The 19,739-nt window shown below is 41.1% G+C and carries 16 protein-coding genes; 4 read left to right on the forward strand and 12 right to left on the reverse strand.

The features are described from left to right. Nucleotides 1-23: 23 nt before the first annotated feature. From IGI49_RS20515 to IGI49_RS20525, 3 genes are read right to left on the reverse strand one after another with little or no spacing between them, the layout of a single operon-like run. Nucleotides 24-884 (reverse strand): ROK family protein, encoded by an 861-nt coding sequence (locus IGI49_RS20515; RefSeq protein ID WP_429965725.1) that lies wholly within the window; start codon nt 882-884, stop codon nt 24-26. A 5-nt stretch (nt 885-889) separates the two neighbouring features. Further along, nucleotides 890-3,562: an alpha-mannosidase gene (locus IGI49_RS20520; protein ID WP_429965724.1), complete on the reverse strand. Its 2,673-nt coding sequence runs from the start codon at nt 3,560-3,562 to the stop codon at nt 890-892. A gap of 15 nt (nt 3,563-3,577) precedes the next feature. Then, nucleotides 3,578-4,867 carry a glycoside hydrolase family 125 protein gene (locus tag IGI49_RS20525; protein ID WP_429965723.1) on the reverse strand — a complete coding sequence of 430 codons (1,290 nt, stop codon included), beginning with the start codon at nt 4,865-4,867 and terminating at the stop codon, nt 3,578-3,580. A gap of 158 nt (nt 4,868-5,025) precedes the next feature. Between IGI49_RS20525 and IGI49_RS20530 the strand changes: the two genes are divergently transcribed. Then, nucleotides 5,026-6,066: a GntR family transcriptional regulator gene (locus tag IGI49_RS20530; protein ID WP_429965722.1), complete on the forward strand. Its 1,041-nt coding sequence runs from the start codon at nt 5,026-5,028 to the stop codon at nt 6,064-6,066. Next, nucleotides 6,059-8,200, forward strand: a complete 2,142-nt coding sequence (locus tag IGI49_RS20535) for a GH92 family glycosyl hydrolase (RefSeq protein WP_429965721.1) — start codon at nt 6,059-6,061, stop codon at nt 8,198-8,200. The genes IGI49_RS20530 and IGI49_RS20535 overlap by 8 nt, the downstream gene beginning before the upstream one ends. A gap of 44 nt (nt 8,201-8,244) precedes the next feature. Here the strand turns inward: IGI49_RS20535 and IGI49_RS20540 are convergent, their stop codons facing one another. The 7 genes from IGI49_RS20540 to IGI49_RS20570 all read right to left on the reverse strand — a co-directional run bounded on the left by IGI49_RS20540 (nt 8,245) and on the right by IGI49_RS20570 (nt 16,526). Then, the gene (locus tag IGI49_RS20540) at nt 8,245-9,102 is read right to left on the reverse strand and encodes an ROK family protein (protein ID WP_429965720.1); all 858 of its coding nucleotides are present in this window, start codon (nt 9,100-9,102) and stop codon (nt 8,245-8,247) included. Then, nucleotides 9,093-10,601 (reverse strand): response regulator transcription factor, encoded by a 1,509-nt coding sequence (locus tag IGI49_RS20545; protein WP_429965719.1) that lies wholly within the window; start codon nt 10,599-10,601, stop codon nt 9,093-9,095. The genes IGI49_RS20540 and IGI49_RS20545 overlap by 10 nt, the downstream gene beginning before the upstream one ends. Beyond that, nucleotides 10,591-12,321 (reverse strand): sensor histidine kinase, encoded by a 1,731-nt coding sequence (locus IGI49_RS20550; protein ID WP_429965717.1) that lies wholly within the window; start codon nt 12,319-12,321, stop codon nt 10,591-10,593. The genes IGI49_RS20545 and IGI49_RS20550 overlap by 11 nt, the downstream gene beginning before the upstream one ends. Further along, nucleotides 12,314-12,928 (reverse strand): YesL family protein, encoded by a 615-nt coding sequence (locus tag IGI49_RS20555; protein ID WP_207704111.1) that lies wholly within the window; start codon nt 12,926-12,928, stop codon nt 12,314-12,316. Before IGI49_RS20555 ends, IGI49_RS20550 begins: the two co-directional genes overlap by 8 nt. A gap of 232 nt (nt 12,929-13,160) precedes the next feature. Then, the gene (locus tag IGI49_RS20560) at nt 13,161-14,624 is read right to left on the reverse strand and encodes an ABC transporter substrate-binding protein (protein ID WP_429966085.1); all 1,464 of its coding nucleotides are present in this window, start codon (nt 14,622-14,624) and stop codon (nt 13,161-13,163) included. Nucleotides 14,625-14,646: 22 nt separating this feature from the next. Beyond that, on the reverse strand, nt 14,647-15,570 hold the full coding sequence (locus IGI49_RS20565) for a carbohydrate ABC transporter permease (RefSeq protein WP_207704112.1): 924 nt from the start codon (nt 15,568-15,570) through the stop codon (nt 14,647-14,649). Nucleotides 15,571-15,581: 11 nt separating this feature from the next. Next, complete coding sequence (locus IGI49_RS20570) at nt 15,582-16,526, reverse strand: ABC transporter permease (protein WP_207704113.1); 945 nt, start codon at nt 16,524-16,526, stop codon at nt 15,582-15,584. A 279-nt stretch (nt 16,527-16,805) separates the two neighbouring features. Between IGI49_RS20570 and IGI49_RS20575 the strand changes: the two genes are divergently transcribed. Continuing rightward, on the forward strand, nt 16,806-17,915 hold the full coding sequence (locus IGI49_RS20575) for an ABC transporter ATP-binding protein (protein WP_429965715.1): 1,110 nt from the start codon (nt 16,806-16,808) through the stop codon (nt 17,913-17,915). Between the two features lie 48 nt (nt 17,916-17,963). On the opposite strand, the gene IGI49_RS20580 is transcribed toward IGI49_RS20575, so the two are convergent. Then, nucleotides 17,964-18,230, reverse strand: a complete 267-nt coding sequence (locus tag IGI49_RS20580; protein ID WP_429965714.1) for a hypothetical protein — start codon at nt 18,228-18,230, stop codon at nt 17,964-17,966. Nucleotides 18,231-18,506: 276 nt separating this feature from the next. Between IGI49_RS20580 and IGI49_RS20585 the strand changes: the two genes are divergently transcribed. Further along, nucleotides 18,507-19,256 (forward strand): epoxyqueuosine reductase QueH, encoded by a 750-nt coding sequence (locus tag IGI49_RS20585; protein ID WP_429965713.1) that lies wholly within the window; start codon nt 18,507-18,509, stop codon nt 19,254-19,256. 133 nt (nt 19,257-19,389) lie between these two features. Here the strand turns inward: IGI49_RS20585 and IGI49_RS20590 are convergent, their stop codons facing one another. Next, on the reverse strand, nt 19,390-19,647 hold the full coding sequence (locus IGI49_RS20590; RefSeq protein WP_429965712.1) for a hypothetical protein: 258 nt from the start codon (nt 19,645-19,647) through the stop codon (nt 19,390-19,392). Between the last annotated feature and the right edge of the window lie 92 nt (nt 19,648-19,739).

Consider the following 19,739-nt stretch of genomic DNA (forward strand, 5'->3'; position numbering starts at 1 on the left):
GCTCTTTCCTCAGCTTCCAATTCTTATTTTGATGCTTCTTCCGCCAATAAAAGACTGCCAAGAATTCCGCTTTCGTTAGGCAATCCCCAGCGAACAATATACTCGCTGGCAGCTGGTGTTTCCATGTATCCAGCCATTTGATCGACAAAGGATTGTTGTATTTTCATCAGCATATGCTCTTGATTCATTACTCCACCACCTAATACAATTTTTTCCGGTGCTAAAGTCAATACATAGCTCATTAATGCTTGTCCAATGTAATAAGCCTGCAAATCCCAAATCTGATGATCCTCCGGCAAGTCCTGTCCCTTGATTCCAGTGCGAGCCTCTAGCGAAGGTCCGGCTGCCAAGCCTTCCAGACAATCCTTGTGATACGGACAGCTTCCCGCGAAATTATCATCGGGATGACGCTTAACATGCATATGGCCCATTTCAGGATGACCTATTCCCGAAAAGATTTGCTGATCGACGACCACACCGCCGCCAATTCCGGTTCCCACAGTCAAATAGATGCAGCTTTTTTCCCCTTGAGCAGCCCCCTTCTTCAGTTCACCATAAGCTGCCGCATTGACATCCGTCGTCCAAGCCACTGGAATTGAGTAATGCTTTTTAATGCTGCCAAGAAAATCAAAATCAGCCCAACCAGGCTTAGGCGTAGCTAAAATATAGCCATAATTGTCTTTTGCAGGGTCTGTCCCAATTGGCCCGAAAGAACCAATTCCCATCGCTGCTAATTCGTAAGGATCAAAAAATGCGTAAACCTTCGTTAAGGTTTCTTCCGGTGTTGTAGTAGGTATACTAACTTTTCTAATGATATTCTGTTGTTGATCGCTGACGGCACAAACAAATTTTGTTCCACCAGCTTCGATACCGCCAAAGTACATACTTTTTACTCCTTCATTTCCAGCGTTTTGATTTCATAAGGCTGAAGGGTTGCTTCAAATTCTCCACAGCGCTCCTCCAATAGATTCAATTGATAGGCAGGGGCTTGACCAGCTTTTTCTACGAATAAGTTTGTCGCTTGATCACTCAAATTATACCCGCGAAGAATCAAGGCCTCGTCTTCCTTGCGCCGTTTAAGAGCCGTTACTTCAAAGCGATCTTCTTCAAGCAATAAATAATTGTGCCTAGCCTTCAATAGTCCACTATGAACATTAGTTTGTCGGGTAGTTAATGGAACTTGTGCACTATGAGCCTGCTTATAGGTTTGGTAACGACTAGCCGGTTCGCCATGCAATTCAACCCCAAAGCTGAAGGTATGCTCTCCTAAACATTGCGCTTCAGGAGTTGGGAAATAGCCCCAGTCACCCATTTCACCGACACTTCGTAAAAGTGTCAAGGCAATTGTATCATCAATAATTTCATACTCATTCAAACCAAAGTTAGAAACCGTCAGCCCATATTGTTGATTATGCAGATTAACAAAAGCATGCTGATGCTGCGGATTAGCTGGGTTTTCCCAATGCTTAGATGGCTTAGTTGGGCGGACAACCGTCTCATAAATACTGTCAGTTTCGTGAGTGTCTGCTGTGATCATCGTAGAGAACAATACCCGCAGACGATGGTCTTTTGCCTGATTATTGACCCTCGTTTCAAAATTCACCCGCCGATTATGATTATCCAGCGTTATCTCTGTTGTCAAAATGAATGGAATCCGTTTATCTGAACGCTGTGCTTTTCGCTCTCTAAAATCAACCACCATTTGCTGTTCCAAAGCGAGTAAATCCTCTGCTGCTTGTGGAATCTTCAACTCATGGACTAAACGAATTTTCCCAGTCAACGGCGTATCTTCTAAAACTTCTACCCGATGATCAAAGGATGTCGATAAAATCGCTTGATCATTTTCCGGCTGTTTGAAAATATACTCATTAGCAATATCGCCAACATCTTCAAAAACCAGCAGGTTATTCACGGTCCGACCTAATTCTTTGTCTGTTAAGCTGATTGAGCCATCCCCAGCAATCGTTACTTTGACCTGTCCATTTTCTAAAACACGGCCTTCTTCTTTAATTAAGCTGCCTTCCATCGCATCTACAGCCCCCTCAACCAAGCTAAAGCTTTCCCAAGAGAAAGGCGGTAAATCCTTTACGTCAATAGTTACAGTCACATATTTTTCCATGTACGGAATGCGAAAACGGTCCTTCGGCAAATCGTAATCAAAGCGAATCCGCTCTTCACTAATTACAGCCGGTATCGTCTGACCCGTTTGATTAATAACATGGTATTGCTTCCTTGTCTCTTGCGCTAAAGTTTCATAGCCATCAGAAGGATACTGCTCTTGAAACGTAATTCGCTTCAACTCAAGATCAACCTGAGCAGTACCGCTTTTTGCTGCACTGGCGGTATTAAACACGACAAAAGGGGAACTGCCGTCAGGAAACTCGCTAGTATCAATCGTTGAAACCAATTGTTCAGCTGCTTCCTCTGCCAAATATTTCCCCACCTCATTGGCTTTCTCAAAACGCGGCAGCATTTCTCGATGTACTTCGTCCACGGAGCATCCGCAAATGCTATCGTGAGGATGGTTTTGCATCAAGGTTTTCCAAGCATAATCCAACTGATCATGAGGGTACTCTCCAGTAACTTCAAAAGCCATCGAAGCCAACGGTTCCGTGATATTTTCCAGCTGACGGCTGACTTTGGTATTCCACTGCTTTAAATAAACTCGGGCAGATGACGTATTGGCTAAAGTAAACCAGCCGTCGGTCTCCTGACTGGTCAATTCTCCAGTTACCTGCCCAATTTCTTCTGGTAAATCTGCTTGAACAGCCTCTAAATATTCAGCAAAACTAGAGTGAACGAATTCATAGTTTGGATACAATTTATTGGCTAATGTGATTGCTTTTGATATATCTTTTTGTACCGGCTGGTGATCAACACCGTTCATCATCAGTAAATGATCCGTTGAAGCATATTTTTCTGCATCTGCCAATTTTTGGTCCCAAAAAGCTTTCGCCGCTGTCTCTTCTGCCGGAATCTCATTCCCGTTGCTGTACCAGTTAGCAAACAGCAACCCAAAAATCTCGGTTCCATCTGGTCCCTGCCAGTTCATTTCAGAATATTGTGAAGTATAGCGGTCCTCCAAAACTTCGTTATCAAAGCCAATCGGTTTCACCCCGCGACCAAATGCAGCCGCAGCTAAATTGGCTTGCTTCATCATTTGCGGTGTTTGTCCCATGTTACCAAAAGTGTCGGGAAAATAACCCAGCATCACCGGTGTTCCCCACTTTTTACTTTCCTCCATACCAATCAGCATATTCCGCGCATTTGATTCAGAGCTGATTAAAAAATCATCCTGTAAAATGTAAAAGGGGCCAATTTGTAGCTTGCCAGAGGCAATTGCTCGCTGAACTGCTGCTTTTCTTTCCGGACGTACCTGCAAATAATCGTCCAGTATAATTGTTTGTCCATCTAAATGAAAGCTGTGGAATTCTGGATCGTGTTCAATTAAATCCAACAAATCGTCCATCAGCTGAACTAGACGCATGTGATGCTGCTCGTAAGCCATGTACCATTCACGATCCCAGTGACTATGCGAGATGATATATACTTTTTTCTTCATTGAAATGCTCCTCATCTATTTTTCTACTCGTATATCAAAGTAATCCATCACCAGCTCACAAAACATCATATTAGCCCACGAAAACCATTCGCGCGTATACTGATTTGGATTATTTACATCAAATCCTTCGTGCATCAAATGAGTGCCGCCGTCAGTTGCAACCAGCTGATTCAAAATTCTTTCCTTTTCACCTTTATCATTGGTCGTCATGCCTTCCATTGCCAAAGCAATTGGCCAAACATAATTTTCCGGCGTATGGGAGGACCCGATCCCCTTAGCAAACTTTCCTTCATAAAAATAAGGATTTTCCTTACTCAATAAGGTCTTACGGGTAGCAAGGTAAGTTGACTCGTCTATTGAACCATAGCCTAAGTAAGGAGCCGAAATTAAATTTGGTACATTGCTGTCATCCATGATTGTGGCATGGCCTTTACCATCCACTTCGTAGGCAAAAATCGTTTCTCCAGCTTGGTTAATTGTTCGGCCGTATTCCTCAATGCCACTTTGAATCTCAGTTTTCAACTTGTGGGCTCGGGCAACAACCTCTTCATCCTTCAATACTTCAGTGAACAATTCTTCCAAGTACCCCAGTATAACTACTGCAAACATATTCGAAGGAACCAGATAGCCATATTGGCACGCATCATCACTTGGTCTAAATCCAGACCAAGTCATACCAGTAGGAACAACCTCCGCTCCTCGACCTTGGTTAACTAGTGTATCTTCTTGACGAGTAGTCTCTCGTTCAAAGGAATACAGCGATTGATTATGATCTTGTTCTGTTTCAAAAACTGTCAAAAGCTTGTCAATGCCTCTAACAAAATCAGCATTAAACTGATCCTGTCTACCTGTGTTTTTATATAACAAGTAAGCTAGCTGAACGGGATAACAAAGAGAATCAATCTCATATTTTCTTTCCCAAATCCAGTCGTTCATTTCTGTGTGGTCAGTTTGATGGCCCGCCCCATTCGCGGTTTCGTTAAAAGCATTGGCATAAGGATCAATAGTTATATAAAAAAATTGTTTCTTCACCAACCCAGCAATCATATCTGCCAAATCAGAATCTTCTTTAGCTACTACTAAATAAGGTCGAACCTGCGCCGTTGAATCCCGCAGCCACATCGCTGGAATATCTCCCGTTAATAGAAACGTCGTGCCATCCTCCTGACGTTTTACTGTTGTCAGAAGAGTGTTAGCAAAGGCCGCATTAAAATTTTCTGCCCAATTAGTATGTTCACTTCCACATTTCTCAGTAATTTGTTCCATAAAGCTAACGATGGATTTTGGTATATCTTTGTAGGTCATATTCTGTCTCCTTTTTGTAATTTGATATATCATTTACGCAATTGATTATATCCTAATAACCGATCATTGTCTACGCTTTCACCAACATTTATTTAACTATTTACAGAAATCAAAAGTATGTTAATATAGTGATATGATATATCAAATAGGAGGAGACCATGGAACCTTTATATAAAACGATTCTCAACGATCTTAAAGAACAAATCAGCAATGGAACCTTGCCTCTCGGCAGTCAGGTTCCTACCGAAAAAGAACTATCCGATACTTACGGTGTCAGCCGGATCACGTCTAAACGGGCCTTGACTGAGTTGGAGCAATTAGGGCTGATTGAACGAACACGGGGAAAAGGCAGCTTTGTCAAAGAACCGTCTCCACAAAAAAATTCAACCAAACGGATTTTGTTTTTGCTGCCCTTTTCCAATGACCTGTCGCTAGGAAACTTTTCAGAAGGACTGCTGCCAGTGGTTCAAGAGGAACAATTTGAAGTGATGATGACGAATTTTGACTTTCTAACCAGTCATCAAGCCCGTGATATTGCCCTGGAATTTGATGGCATGATTTATTATGCCGATGATGAAAGCCAGCATCTGGATTTGCTATTTGATCTTTCTTTCCAGCAATTTCCAATTGTCGTGTTGGACAAACAGCTGCACGACTTGGATCTGCCAACAGTACTTTCGGATAACTTAGCTGGAGGCAAGGCCGCCTGTGACTACTTAATTGAACAGGGCCATACTCAAATTGCTTATATTTTTGGTCATCTCCATCCACCACAATCGACTCGGCAGCGTTATTTAGGGTATATCCGCAGCCTAAAAGAGCAGCAATTGACTTTTCACACTACTTTAGAAGAAAAGCTGGCCAATCCAGCTAACGTACTTGAGTATGTAGAAAAAAATGGGATCACTGCTTTAGTTTGCGAAAACGATTTAGTTGCGATTGAAGCGATGAGAGTGTTAAAACAGGGCGGCTACCAGTTACCGCAGCAGATTTCAGTAATCGGCTTTGATGATATTCAAGCCGCTTCATTGGTGGATCCGGCATTAACAACTATTTCTCAAAATTTTAAAGAAATCGGAGCCCTAGCTGGTCAGTCCTTAATAGCGTGGATTAAAACCGGGCAGCAGCCGGACAGCTGCAAAGTAGACATAACCTTAATTACCCGAGACTCAACGAAGGAGTATGCAACCAATGATTAAAACGATTGATACCCGTCATGGAACCGCCAACCAGCACAGTTTTTCCAACGGCAACTGCCTGCCATATACTGGCGTTCCCTTTGGCATGAACTATTTTGCACCGCAAACGACCGACCAAAATGGCAGCTGGTGGTTCCATCCCAATGATCGAACTTTCCAAGGTTATCGCTTAACCCATCAGCCAAGTCCTTGGATGGGAGATTTCAGCCGCATGCTAATGACCCCATTCAGCGGAGAGCTGGCCGATATTTCTTTATTCCATGCCCAAAGCTCTTACCGTCCAGAGGAAGCAGTTTTTGCTCCTTATCAGTTAAAAATTAATCAATTGCGCTACGGTATTGATTCCATCTTGGTTCCTAGCATGTATGGTGCTATTTTAGAATTAACTTTCAGTCAAGAACAAAATGGACTTCTATTGACATTACCTGGTATGAAAGATGTTCAACAGATAAATGATTCTGAACTGCAGTTAAGTATTGTTAATTTCAGCGGATGTGAGGATGAAGACTTTACCTTTTACTTAACCTTTCAGTTTGCTGAACCCGTTTTATCTTTTGTTAAAACTATCAAAGACAATGACACTTTTATTAAATTAAATTTCGGCTCTGTTAAACAGCAAACGATTCACTTAGGTACCTCTTTTATTAGCCAAGAGCAAGCTGCATTAAATCTGGAACGAGAAAAAGAAAAATCCCTAGCTGAATTTTTGCAGACCAGTCAACAAGAATGGACTTCTTATTTCAATCGCATTCAGGTTGAACACACGGATTCGCAGCAAACAAAAACCTTTTATCACAACTTATATCGAATCTTTTTGTTCCCACAAACCTTCTATGAGATTGATGCAACAGGTCATAAGATTCACTATGATACCTTTAATCGCAAAGTTCAGTCTGGTGTGTTGTATACTAACAATGGTTTTTGGGATACTTACAAGACGGTTTATCCTTTATTTTCTTTGATTGCTCAGGAGAAATATGGGGAAATGCTGGAAGGTTTTTTAAACAGCTACGAAGAGACTGGCTTTTTACCAAAATGGTTGTCACCAGATGAACGTGGTTTAATGCCCGGTACCTTAATTGATGCAGTAATTGCCGATGCTGCAGTGAAAAATATTAGGCCGGATTTAATGCCCCGCTTTTTACAAGCTATGAAAAAGGGGGCTACCGTTCAAAGTGAACGCGCCAATTACGGTCGCCAAGGGACCCTGGATTATTTAAAATACGGGTATGTTCCCAGCAGTTATCATGAATCGGTTAATCACACGCTGGATTATGCTTACAGTGATTTTTGTATCAGCCAAGTAGCAAAAACATTAGGCGACAAGGAAATGGCTCAAACTTATGCTCAGCAGTCGCTGAATTATCGGCAGATTTCCGATCCAGCTGTCGGATTAATGCGGGCGAAAGATGCAGAAGGGCATTTTCGTAAGGACTTTTCACCAATTCGTTGGGGTAGAGATTATGCAGAGGGCAGCGCTTGGCAAAGCAGTTTTGCTGTATATCAGGATTTCCAAGGCTTAATTCAGTATATGGGAGGACAAACGGCCTTCACTGAAAAATTGATTGCGCTTTGTAATCAGTCACCGGATTTTGATGTAGCCGGTTATGGTTTTGAAATTCATGAGATGAGCGAAATGGCTGCAGTCGAATTTGGCCAGCTGGCGATTTCTAATCAACCAAGCTTCCACTATCCTTATTTATTCAGCTATGTCGGCAAACCAGAAATGGCTCAGCCCCTGATCAAAAATCTGTTAACCGAGTGTTTTAGTTCCGATACTGACGGTTATCCTGGCGATGAGGATAACGGCAGCATGGCCGGCTGGTACATCTTCAACTCGCTGGGCTTTTACCCGGTTAGTCCTGGTACTGGTGAATATGTGATTGGCATGCCGCTGGTCAAGAAAGCTGTCCTGATTTTGTCAACGGAGGAAAAATTAACCATTACAGCCTCTCCAAATCAGCGGCAACAGCAATTTATCCATCAAACGAAACGAAATGATCGCCCTCACCAGCAACTGTTTTTTACCCACGATGATTTGATGACTGGTGGACAAATTGACTATCAGCTAGGCATTGTACCTCATCCTAAAGAATACAAAACAAGCGACTTCCCCTTTTCGCTGAGCAAATAAAAAATCGGCCGAAAAAATCCCATCAAAGATTTTTCGGCCTTTTCCTATTTCATAACCGCTTCAAAATGAATCGCTGCTCCGATTAAATTAGCATCATTTTGATACTGACAGGCAACTACCTCGGGCATTATTTCTTCCACTGATTCAGCAGCTAAATAATGATACAAGCGTTCCTTAATATTCGTAATCACATCTTCCCGCGTTGAAACGCCGCCTCCAATCATAACGATTTCCGGATCAAGCGCCACCTGCAGATTATAGAGAGTCAAGCCAATTGCATCATACATGGCTGCTAAATATTGCTTTGCTTGTTCGTCGCCAGCATCTGCGCGAGCAAATAACTCCATGCCTGTTAGTTGGATTCCCGTATTTTGGCTAAAAGCATTAGCCGTATTAACCGCTGTTCCCAATTTGCTCAGTATCGTTTGACCATACGGCTTCATCAAGCCAAATTCTCCCCCAAAGAGATGACGCCCCTTGTGAAGCTTACGATCAATAAACACTGCTCCACCAATACCAGTTCCAATTATGATAAACACTGCATGCTTAGCGTGCTGTCCAGCACCTAACACCATTTCACTAATTCCGGCGCAGTTGGCATCATTTTCAATGGTTATCGGCAGACCAAGTTCAGCTTCCAGCTCATCAAAAATCGGGCGGAAATGCAAATACCCCACCGCGCTTACCCCTTCAATCTGACGAGCGGCCACATTCACTGCTCCAGGAGAGCTGATCGCCACCCCCGTGACCTTCGGAATTTGCTGCAGCCTCTCCTTCATAGCCAGAACCATTTCCTCAAAAGTTTCCGGTGTAGCAAAGCTGCCCTTTTGCGACAGCTGATCGGACTGCCAGCGAGCATACTTCACTGAAGTTCCACCAATATCAAATACGGCTAAAGCCATTTGTTTTCCTCCTCGCTGTTTACATTGGAATAATCCATAAAATATTGCTCACGAAATTCCTTTGGAGTGATCCCATTGAGCTTCTTGAACATTTTCGAAAAATAGTTGGTGTTGTTGTAGCCAATCTCATCAGCAATCTCATTGATATTCTGATTGCTGTACAGTAAAAGCTGTTGAGCCTTTTTAATTCGTACCTGATTGAGATATTGAGAAAAGCTGCTGTGCATTTCTTTTTTGAACAGCTGACCTAAATAAACAGCATTCAAATGTAATTCATCGGCCACCATCTTCAGTGTGAGATCCTGAGTATAATCCATGCGCACCAGTTCAATCACCTCCTGAGTTGCTTCAGAAATCTGCTTTTCTACCGGCTGTTCACTGACCATGTGCAGTACATCCTCCAATACCTGCTTCAATTGGTAGACCGTGGTGCTTTGACGAATTTTTTGGATTGTCTCTTCATAAATCACCTTAGTAACGGTGGGGTACTGCCGGGAAATATCAGTAAACAACAAGAAAGCAATATAACGGGCATTTTCTGGCTGCAGGTGTTGGCTGTGAACTTCTTCGAATATTTTATCCAATTCCTGCTGAATTGTTTTCGCATCGCCGATCATCAGAGACTTATTAAACACCAGAAAAGAAAACTCCTGCTCATTTAAGTTCTCTACCAATTCCAGCTTCTGATTCGGCAGCAAATCGGGATAAAAATTATTCAATTCCTCAATCTGCAAGACCTTCTCATAACTTTCATATACATTCTCCCAGTCTAGAATAGTCTCCCCTGTGTAAAAGGCAACTCGTCCACCATACTGTCGCTTCAAATCAGCTAAAAAACGTTTCAACTTCTCGGCATCTCCTTGAAAAATCAAGGTAATTTGCTGATCCTGCTGCGGACCTCCAGTGATAATCAATCGTTGGTTTTTGGTTTTCAATTGCTGGATAATCGCCAGCAATTGATCCGCCTCGCTTAAAATCTTAATTACCGTAAAAGGTCCTTGGATTGGTGTGCCAAAACTCTCCATCAGCTCAAAAAAATCATGCTCATTTAGATCATCGTTGAGCCAACGAACGATGCTGTTTTCACTATATAGCTGCTCTTGCTCCTTACGGTGCTGTTTTTCCTTTAACTCCTGCTGAATTTTCTTGACGATTTCGGTCAATTCCTCCTGATCAACCGGCTTCACTAAATAGTCCTTCACACCCAAGCGGATTCCCTCTTTGACATACTCAAATTCCTGATAGCCAGACAGAAAGATCGCTGCAAATTCATAGCCGCGGCTGTACGCTTCCCCGACCATCTCGATGCCGTTCATTTCCGGCATGGTAATATCACTCACAATCAAATCTACCGGATGCCAGCTCAAATAATCCAACGCTTCAAGACCCGTTCGAGCTGTGGCAACAATTTCAAAGCCCAGTTCCTGCCAAGAAATGATTTGCTTCAGGCCCTCTAAAATCATATATTCATCATCTACTAGCATTGCTTTATGCAACAAGAGCTTTCCCCCCTTTAATCCGAATAGTCACGATAGTCCCTTGGTTCAACTGTGCGTCAATGTGCATCGAAAATTCCAAGCTAAAGGAATTCTTCAAGCGCTCATAGATATTGCGCATTCCAATCGATGAATCCTGAAGATTCTCTGGCAGGAACAGCTTCTGCCGCAATTCCTTTAACGCTGCGTCCTCCATACCTTTCCCATTATCGATCACCTGAATCACGATATCTTGCCCTTCAAAAAAGGCCTTCACACTAATCGCGTTGTCATTGCGAGTATAATCAATTCCATGGACAAAATAATTCTCTATTAACGGTTGCAGGCTAAATTTCGGAATCACCAGCTGCTCCAATTCTTTTTCAATCGTAAACCGGTAAGCTACTCGATCGGGATATCGCATTTGATAAAGATAAACGTACTTCTCACAGAATGACAATTCTTTTTTCAACGTTGTGGTTTTTTCCTGAGTTGTATTATTTCGCAGCAAAGCCGAAAAAGCATACACTACATCAGCTAATTCTTTTTGCTGCTTGCTTAAAGCATACATCCGAATATACTCCAACGTATTATAAAGAAAATGTGGATTGATTTGCGATTGCAACGCGCGCATGTGAGCATCCCGCTGTTTAATCTCCAGTTCGTAATTTTCCTTAATATACTGATCTAAGCTGCCAATCATAAAATTAATCGCCTGGGAAAGATCAAAAAGTTCATCCTGAACCAAAGCAAGATCGATTCTTTCCTGCAAGTTCCCTTCCGCTACACTGTGAGTAATAGCCACAATCGTTTCCACCTGCCGGAAGTAGCGTTTGAAGGTTCGGTGAAGCACCAGTAATAAAACACTAGCCAACAAACAGCCCAACAAAATTATTAAGCTGAAGGTTTTTAGATTTTTCCACCAAAGAACGTTTTTGTTTGCCACTAAAACGTAGGAATAAGCTTTACTGGTTTTCCGATCCAGCACATAGTAATTTTTGTGAATTATTTTGGGAACTGCACTGTGACGTTCGATCCCTTTCACCAGTGTTTTGTATTCAGCATCCGTCACTTGATGATGAGTAGAAAACATTACTTGATCCGCACTATCGACGATAAATACATCAATTCCTTCATCCATCAACGACTGAGCAGAGCTGCCCAGCACCGCCGATTCTGAAAAAACACCATAAATCTGGCCAATGGTTTGAAAGCTGTACTGATCAACAATGGGACGATTAATCAAAAAGCCATTTTTTTCCGGCAGTTCTCCCTGCATTTTCTGTCCATTGTGATTTTTTCGATCAGCCTTCAAATAATTCTCTGAACCATCCAATGTGACATATAGCTCTTCCAGATCCGGAAAAGCAGTAAAAAAGCCGCTAATCGTAGAAGAAACACGGGTATCCTTCTGATAATCATCCCAATACTTTTGGGTAAATTCAAAATACTCCGAAGGCGACAAATTCAAATACTTGCGCACATTATCTACCGCCGCATTTGAACTAGCTAATTCCATGTAAAGATAACTCATGGTGGTGTCCTTATCCGTTGCATAACTGTGAATTCGATTCTCCAAGATGTTCATTTCACTCATCAGCTTCTTGTAATTAGAATCCGCAGTAAAAACGCACAAAGCAGCCACCGTTAATAGGATAATTCCTACTAACAGAAGGCTGTATACTCGCATCAATCGATTCATTAAATAAGTTTTCTTAGTCAAACGGAATCCACCCTTATCCATGGACGGCCAACTTCTGATCCACTAACTGGCGATTACTCTTAGTAGCATACCCACTCCAGATAATCAGCAGTGCAAAGGTCGCAAACAAGAATAAACCTTTAAAGTACCAAGTAACTGCTAAAATACTAATCACTCCAAAGAGCACCTTCAAGAAAACACCAAAATTTAAGAAAACACTGATAAAAGCTAGCTTCAGCAGATTGACGTTGGAAATCTCGTAGCTCGTTTCGTACAACGTTATATAGAGAAACAGCACCGTCACTAAAAGCAGCACAAAGAACAATAAGACAGCAATAATCAGCCAAAGCAAGCCTTGAATTTGCGCCGCCAAATAGAGATTATAGACTAACACCAAAGTAAGTACTGCAAACAATCCAAAGTGTAGATTTCCTCGTTTAAAGTTCGACTTCCAGCCGGTTAAAAAGCGCTTAAAGGTAATTTCTTGATAGTTTATTCCTTGTTCAGTCAGCAAATCATTCATCGTTTGAAATGCCGGTCCGATGCCTAAAACCAGTCCCCCCATTAGTGAAAATAAAAGGAAGAAAAGATTTAATTTGATAATGGTCCATATCACATAGAACAGTCTTTGAACCCCGCTGCTTGCCATAACCTTCACCTCATCATTTTTTTGAAAATGTTCAAGCCTTAGTTCACAAGGCTGTTATAAACTAAGGTTTAAACACTTGTCATATACTACCACGAATTCCAATTAAGAACAGCGACCATGACAGAAGCCTTTAAGCTAGGAACTTATCACTTGGCCCAAGAGTTCAAGTACCCTCTTGGAACCAAGCACGTTTTTCTAATTCATCCTATTTCTGTCACAGCCTAAGTATTCCTTAGTTGCTTTCTTCCATATATTGATCCAGTTGTGCCTGCATTTCTTTTTGAGCTTTGTCCCAGCCTGCGGTTTTTAATTCTTCAATTAATTTTGGCAGATTTTCTTCAGGGTCAATTGAACCAGTATTCAAATTCGCTGCGTAACGATTCATCACATTCATAATATTGGTCAATTCTGTTTTGAAGCTGTCCGTTTTCACGTTGAAGCCTAGAATTGGTGAAGTCTCTGCTGTTTCAATACTTTGATCACGTTTTTGAATCATTTCATCTGTCACAGTTTCGGAAGTATAAAGCAGCATGTTGTTACCCGTGTTCCAAGCATCCATGTGCGCTTTTGGTTTGTAACCGTCCAGTAATTTGATCTTTTTATCGCCAACTTTTTCCCAAGCTTCACCTTCCACTCCCCAAACCAAGCCGTTTAACAAATCAGGATCTGTGTTTAACAGATTCAAGAATTCTACCGCTTTTTCTTTGTTTTTCGAAGTATTGGAAACAACAAAGTTTGCCATTTGTGCCTGAGCCGTAGTCTTCAATTGAGAAGTTAAGGGACGAGAAGTCAATGATTGACCAGCAGCCTGTGACAGGATCGTATCACCATAATCCAATGGCCCTTGAGTTTCTTCACGGGCAAACCATGTGTTGCCCTCTAAAGGATAAGCCTGTGTATCTGTTGCCGCATCTGAAGGAATCAAACCAGCTTTGTACCACTGATGTAGGACCTTCAAATTGTTCTGGAATTCAGGATCTTCGTACTGGTTCACAATTTTCGGTGAACCATTGGCATCCAATTTCACCGCAAAAGGATAATCCTTGCCTAATGGAAAATCAAAGTTGCCGGAAGCTTTAAAATTTTGACCAATTGCAAAAGCAGCAATATTTGGTTCCTTTTCATGAAACTGCTTCAATACTTCGGTAGCAGATTCATAAGAACCATCAACTTTACTGATATCTAAATTGTATTTTTTCACGAATTGATCATTAAAGGTTAACACCTGCTGTGCCCAATTATTGCCATATACCGGAATCGCATACAATTTGCCATCGACTTCGTTTCCCTTTTTATACATTTCGGGCAGTTGATCCATGTATTCCTTAGCATGCGTTTGTGAAAGTTCAGTTAAATCGGCGAAAGCACCTTTTTGCGCATTGGCTACATATTGATAAGCAAAAGCGATATCGTAGCTTTCTCCTGAATTAATAATCGTTGGCATTTTCTTGTCCCAGTCTCCCCAGCTGATATATTGCAGGTCGATGGTTACACCAATCTTATCCTTGATTTGCTTGTTGGCAATCTTCATTAATTCATCATAGTTATCCGGCTTATCCCCCACTTGATACATTAACAAGGTTTTGGAATCACCACCGCCAGCTCCCTTTGAGTCATCTGATCCGCCGCAAGCAGCCAAACCGACTGTTGCTAAAGCAATTGCTGCTATCCCTAGTACTTTTTTCCACGCTTTCATCATTCCACTTCTTTCTATTCGTTTATTCTTTGACACCGCCAATAGTTAAGCCTCCAACGAAATAACGTTGGAAGAATGGATACGTTAAAGCAATCGGCAAGGTTGATACCACCACAATCGCCATCCGAGCAGACTCACTCGGCAGGGCTGCCAAGCCACCTTGAATCTGTGCACCTAAGCCGGCATTTCTTGCCAGAAAGTCCAAATTATTTTGAATCTTCATTAATAAATATTGCAATGGAACCAAATTATCTCTTTGAATATACAGCAAGGCATTCAACCAGTCATTCCAATATCCTAAAGCCGCGAACAAACTAATTGTCGCAATGCCCGGAACCGCCAACGGTAAAACAATGCTCCTAAAAATACGCATTTCACTGGCACCATCAATACGAGCAGACTCAATAATACTGTCTGGTACGGTCTTTTTAAAGAAAGAACGCATTACCAGAATATTGAACGGTCCTAAGGCCAATGGCAGAATCAACGCCCAAATCGTGTCATTCAGACCTAACAGATTCTTAACCACTAAATAATTGGCAACCATCCCAGGTGTGAACAGCATAGTTACTAGAGCAAAAATGGTAAAGAAACGGCGAAACGGAAAATTGGACCGCGAAATAACGTAAGCATACAACGAGGTCATCGACGCATTTACTAATGTTCCTAAAACCGTAACAAAAATCGTTACTCCAAAGGCCTGAAAAATTTTCTTACTCATTTCCCCCGCAAAAATGTAACTGTAGGCTGCCGTTGAAAATTCTTTTGGCCAAAAGCGATACCCCATCTCCGCCAGCGATGCTTCCTGAGTTAACGAAATCATGATGACAAAGATGAACGGCAACACACAAGAAACCGCAAACAAGGCAATTACTACATTGAAAATTAAATTGACCGTCGGATTAAAGGAACGAACTTCAACTTTGTTTACTTTTTTCTTTTTCATTGAATTCCTCCTTAGAATAGTGCTGAATCCGGTTCGATTTTTCTAACAACAAAATTAGCAATTAATAATAATGCAGCTCCGACGACTGACTGATACAAGCCGGCTGCCGACGACATTCCGATATCTCCCGTTGAGGTCAACCCATTATAGATGTAAGTATCTAAAACAGAGGTTACTTGATACAATGCACCAGAATTACGTGGTACATTGTAGAACATACCGAAGTCAGCTCGGAAGATCCCGCCGATGTTCATGATTAAAAGCACCAGCATCATCGGTACAATTTGCGGAATAGTCACGTTTTTAATCTGCTGCCACTTGCTGGCACCATCCACCATCGCTGCTTCATAATACGTCGGATCAATTCCCATCACGGAAGCATAGTAGATAATACTATTGTAGCCCAGACTTTTCCAAACGTTCATAATAACGAAAATCAGCGGCCACCACGTTGGATCGCTGTACCAGTTAATCGGGGTTTTTCCGGCATTGGTCAGCCAATGATTGATAATCCCTTTATCTGGACTCAAGAAAGCATAAACGAAATACCCGATAACTACCCAAGATAAGAAATACGGTAAAAGAGACATTGTATGATAAACCTTTACAAATTTCTTATTGCGCAGTTCACTCATAATAATCGCAAAAGCGATTGCGAAGAACAAATTAAATGCCAAGAAAACAATGTTGTATAACAGTGTGTTTCGGGTAATTAACCAAGCATCCTGTGAAGCAAACAAGAATTTGAAATTATCAAAGCCTACCCATTCACTGGTCATCAGGCTGTCAATAAACCCATTCGGTGAAATGTGAAAATTCTTAAAGGCCACCACATTGGCAAAGACTGGTATATAAAAGAAGAATATAAACCAGATGAACCCCGGCAAAGCCATTAAGATCAAGGCTTTATACCGCCATATATTTTGCCAAAATCCAGCTTTCTTTTTTTTCTGCATTCCTTCAACTCCTTTCGAAAACAATGATATCGCTTTCCATCAGCAGAAGTAATGAACAAATTTAAGGTATGTCGCAACAAATTAAAGGAAAGCTCTAAAAGCTATTTTTGATCGAAAGCAATTGTGATAAAAAGTAGGTAGCTGCTTTTGCAGGTTTTTTCAAACAAAGAAGATTTTGCTTCATAATTAAATGAAAGCGATATCCCGCCAAGCTCTGACTAGAGCTTGGAAAAATTTGGAAAAGAATCGTCGAAGGGTAAATAAAAGGAGGAACCACCAATGGTTGAAATGGCTTTAAAAAATATTTATAAACAATACGACAACAACGCAACATATTCCGTCACTGATTTTAATCTAGCTGTAAAAGATCAGGAATTTATCGTCTTTGTCGGTCCTTCCGGCTGCGGAAAATCCACTACTCTGCGAATGATCGCTGGACTAGAAGATATCTCAGAAGGTGAATTTTTAATTGACGGAAAATTGATGAACGACGTAGCACCTAAAGACCGTGACATCGCCATGGTCTTCCAGAATTATGCTTTGTATCCTCATATGACAGTATTCGACAATATGGCTTTTGGCCTGAAGCTGCGGAAAATCAGTAAAGAGGAAATAAAATCGCGGGTGGACAATGCGGCAGAAATTCTAGGTTTAACCGAATACTTGGATCGAAAACCAGCCGCTCTATCTGGGGGACAAAGACAACGGGTGGCCTTGGGACGGGCAATCGTTCGGGACGCGCAGATTTTCTTAATGGATGAACCCTTGTCCAATTTAGATGCCAAGCTGCGGGTAGCCATGCGGGCAGAAATTGCTAAGCTGCACCGTCGCTTAAAAACGACCACCATTTACGTTACTCACGATCAAACTGAAGCCATGACCATGGCCGATCGCATCGTGATTATGAAAGATGGCTTCATCCAACAAATCGGCTCACCAATTGAAGTCTATAATTCGCCAAGAAATGTGTTCGTAGCAGGATTTATCGGCTCACCAGCTATGAACTTTTTCAATGTAATTCTGTCTAAAGGCATAATTACTGATAATCAAGGTCTGACTTTGAAAATTCCTGAAGGCAAAAACAAACGCCTGATAGAAAAAGGTTACGAAGACAAAGAGCTGATCTTCGGTATTCGTCCTGAAGACATTCATACCGAACAAATCGCTATTGATACCACACCAGATGCAACAGTAAAAGCCGAAATCGTAGTTTCTGAATTGCTGGGTGCTGAAACCATGCTTTACTCCCGGGTGGGCGATACCGAGTTCATTTCCCGGGTCGATGCTCGTGACTTCCATCAACCAGGTAAAATGATCGATTTGGCCTTTAACCTGAATAAGAGCCACTTCTTTGATAAGGATTCTGAAGAAGTCATTGAGTTGAGGTAAAAAAAGCTGAGGAGAAATCCATTATAAGATTTCTCCTCAGCTCTCTTTTTATTTCACTGTATATCTTACTTGTTTAAACAAAGTCACATTTTCGTTGTCTTCAGTGTCGTCCTCGGTTTGGTAAAACTGTACTTTTGATTTATAATCTGTGGGATGTGCATCCTCTAATCCCTCTATATCGATAGAATACTCTTGATTATTCTTTAATGATTCAGCCAGTACCTTTTGATTGGCAACATAGACAAAAGTTGTTTTCTCTTCATCAAAATCAGTCACCATGAACCCCGATAATGTTGTTCTCAGACGAAATTTCATTTGTTAACAACTGTACCTCACCAGTACCGATGTCCATCTGCTTATCTATTTCTTTTTTCACTTCTTTAGTTGCTGTAGAGCACCTAGCTAGTAAAAAACTCCCATCAACATCTCGATTAATGTAAACTTTTTCATGCCAAAACTCCTTTCATTCTCATAAACAATATACGTTTTTTTTCACAAATTAACTATCTGTCTTAGGTCCGAAGTTAAAAGAAATTCTCTCTTTCTAAATTATCCAATTTACTTTATAATCATCAACGAGGAAGTGAGACGATGAGCCCTATTAACGCTAACGAAATTGTTGATAACATGAAAAACCAAAAAATAAACTATGACCGAGTATTACAAAAAATGATTAGTGTCTGGCAGCAGCAACATGCTCGTCCCAAAATTCTAATTCATTCCTGCTGTGCACCCTGCAGCACCTATACCTTAGAATTTTTGACCCAATATGCCGATGTGACAATCTTCTTTTCAAACTCCAACATCCATCCTGCCAGCGAATATCAAAGAAGGATGCTGGTCCAGAAAAAGTTTATTGATGACTTTAATAAAGCTACCGGCCAACAGGTAGATTTAATCGTCGATGAATACAAACCCAATGCCTTTATTCAAATGGTTCAAGAAAATCAGCTAGCCGAAGAAAAAGAAGGTGGGAAACGTTGCACCGCCTGCTTTAACATGCGCTTAGATTTAGCTGCCAAAGAAGCACTCGAACGGGGCTATGATTATTTTGGCAGTGCCTTGACGATTTCTCCAAAGAAAAATAGTCAGCTGATTAATCAGATCGGAATGGATATCCAAAAAATCTACGATACCAATTACCTGCCAAGTGATTTCAAAAAAAATTCTGGTTATCAGCGGTCTATCGAGCTGTGCAAAGAATACGACGTTTACCGTCAATGCTACTGCGGCTGTGTTTTCGCTGCTAAACAACAAGGCTGTGATCTAAAAACTGTTAACAAGGAAGCGAAAGAATACCTTTCGCAGCAGGAAACATCTACGAATAAACTAGAAGTATAATTGCCAAAGAAGCGGTGACAAAAGTAAAAAGATGATTTCAATTTCCGAACAGGAAATTTGAAATCATCTTAGTAGAAAAGCTTAAATGACTACTCAAAATATGCTCAATTTTGTCATCTCTAGTGTTGGAAAACTATTTGCTTTTATGTGTTACTTTCTTTTCCGATTGCACTTTTTTTCTTTTCATATTTTCTTCTTTTAAACGTTTTTGAGCATCTTCTGTGGATTCATTCTCTTTTTTCAAAAAAGTATCTACAAATTTATCAGCTATTTTATTGTGATTAGAGATAACAGTATCCGCAATTTTGTCATTAGTAGACATAAGCTTGTCGGCTATATTTTTGTTGGTTGAAGATAAAGTGTTTGCAATTTTGTCATTTAAATTATTCATAATGAACACCCCTTAATTTGTTATGTATTTATCTTACTCCTGAAAAAAAGACGATACAATCAACAGAATTAGGTAAAGTGTTGGTACACGAG

Origin of the sequence: Enterococcus sp. AZ071 (assembly GCF_050499065.1) — a bacterium.
In the GTDB taxonomy this organism is placed as follows: domain Bacteria; phylum Bacillota; class Bacilli; order Lactobacillales; family Enterococcaceae; genus Enterococcus_A; species Enterococcus_A ferrettii.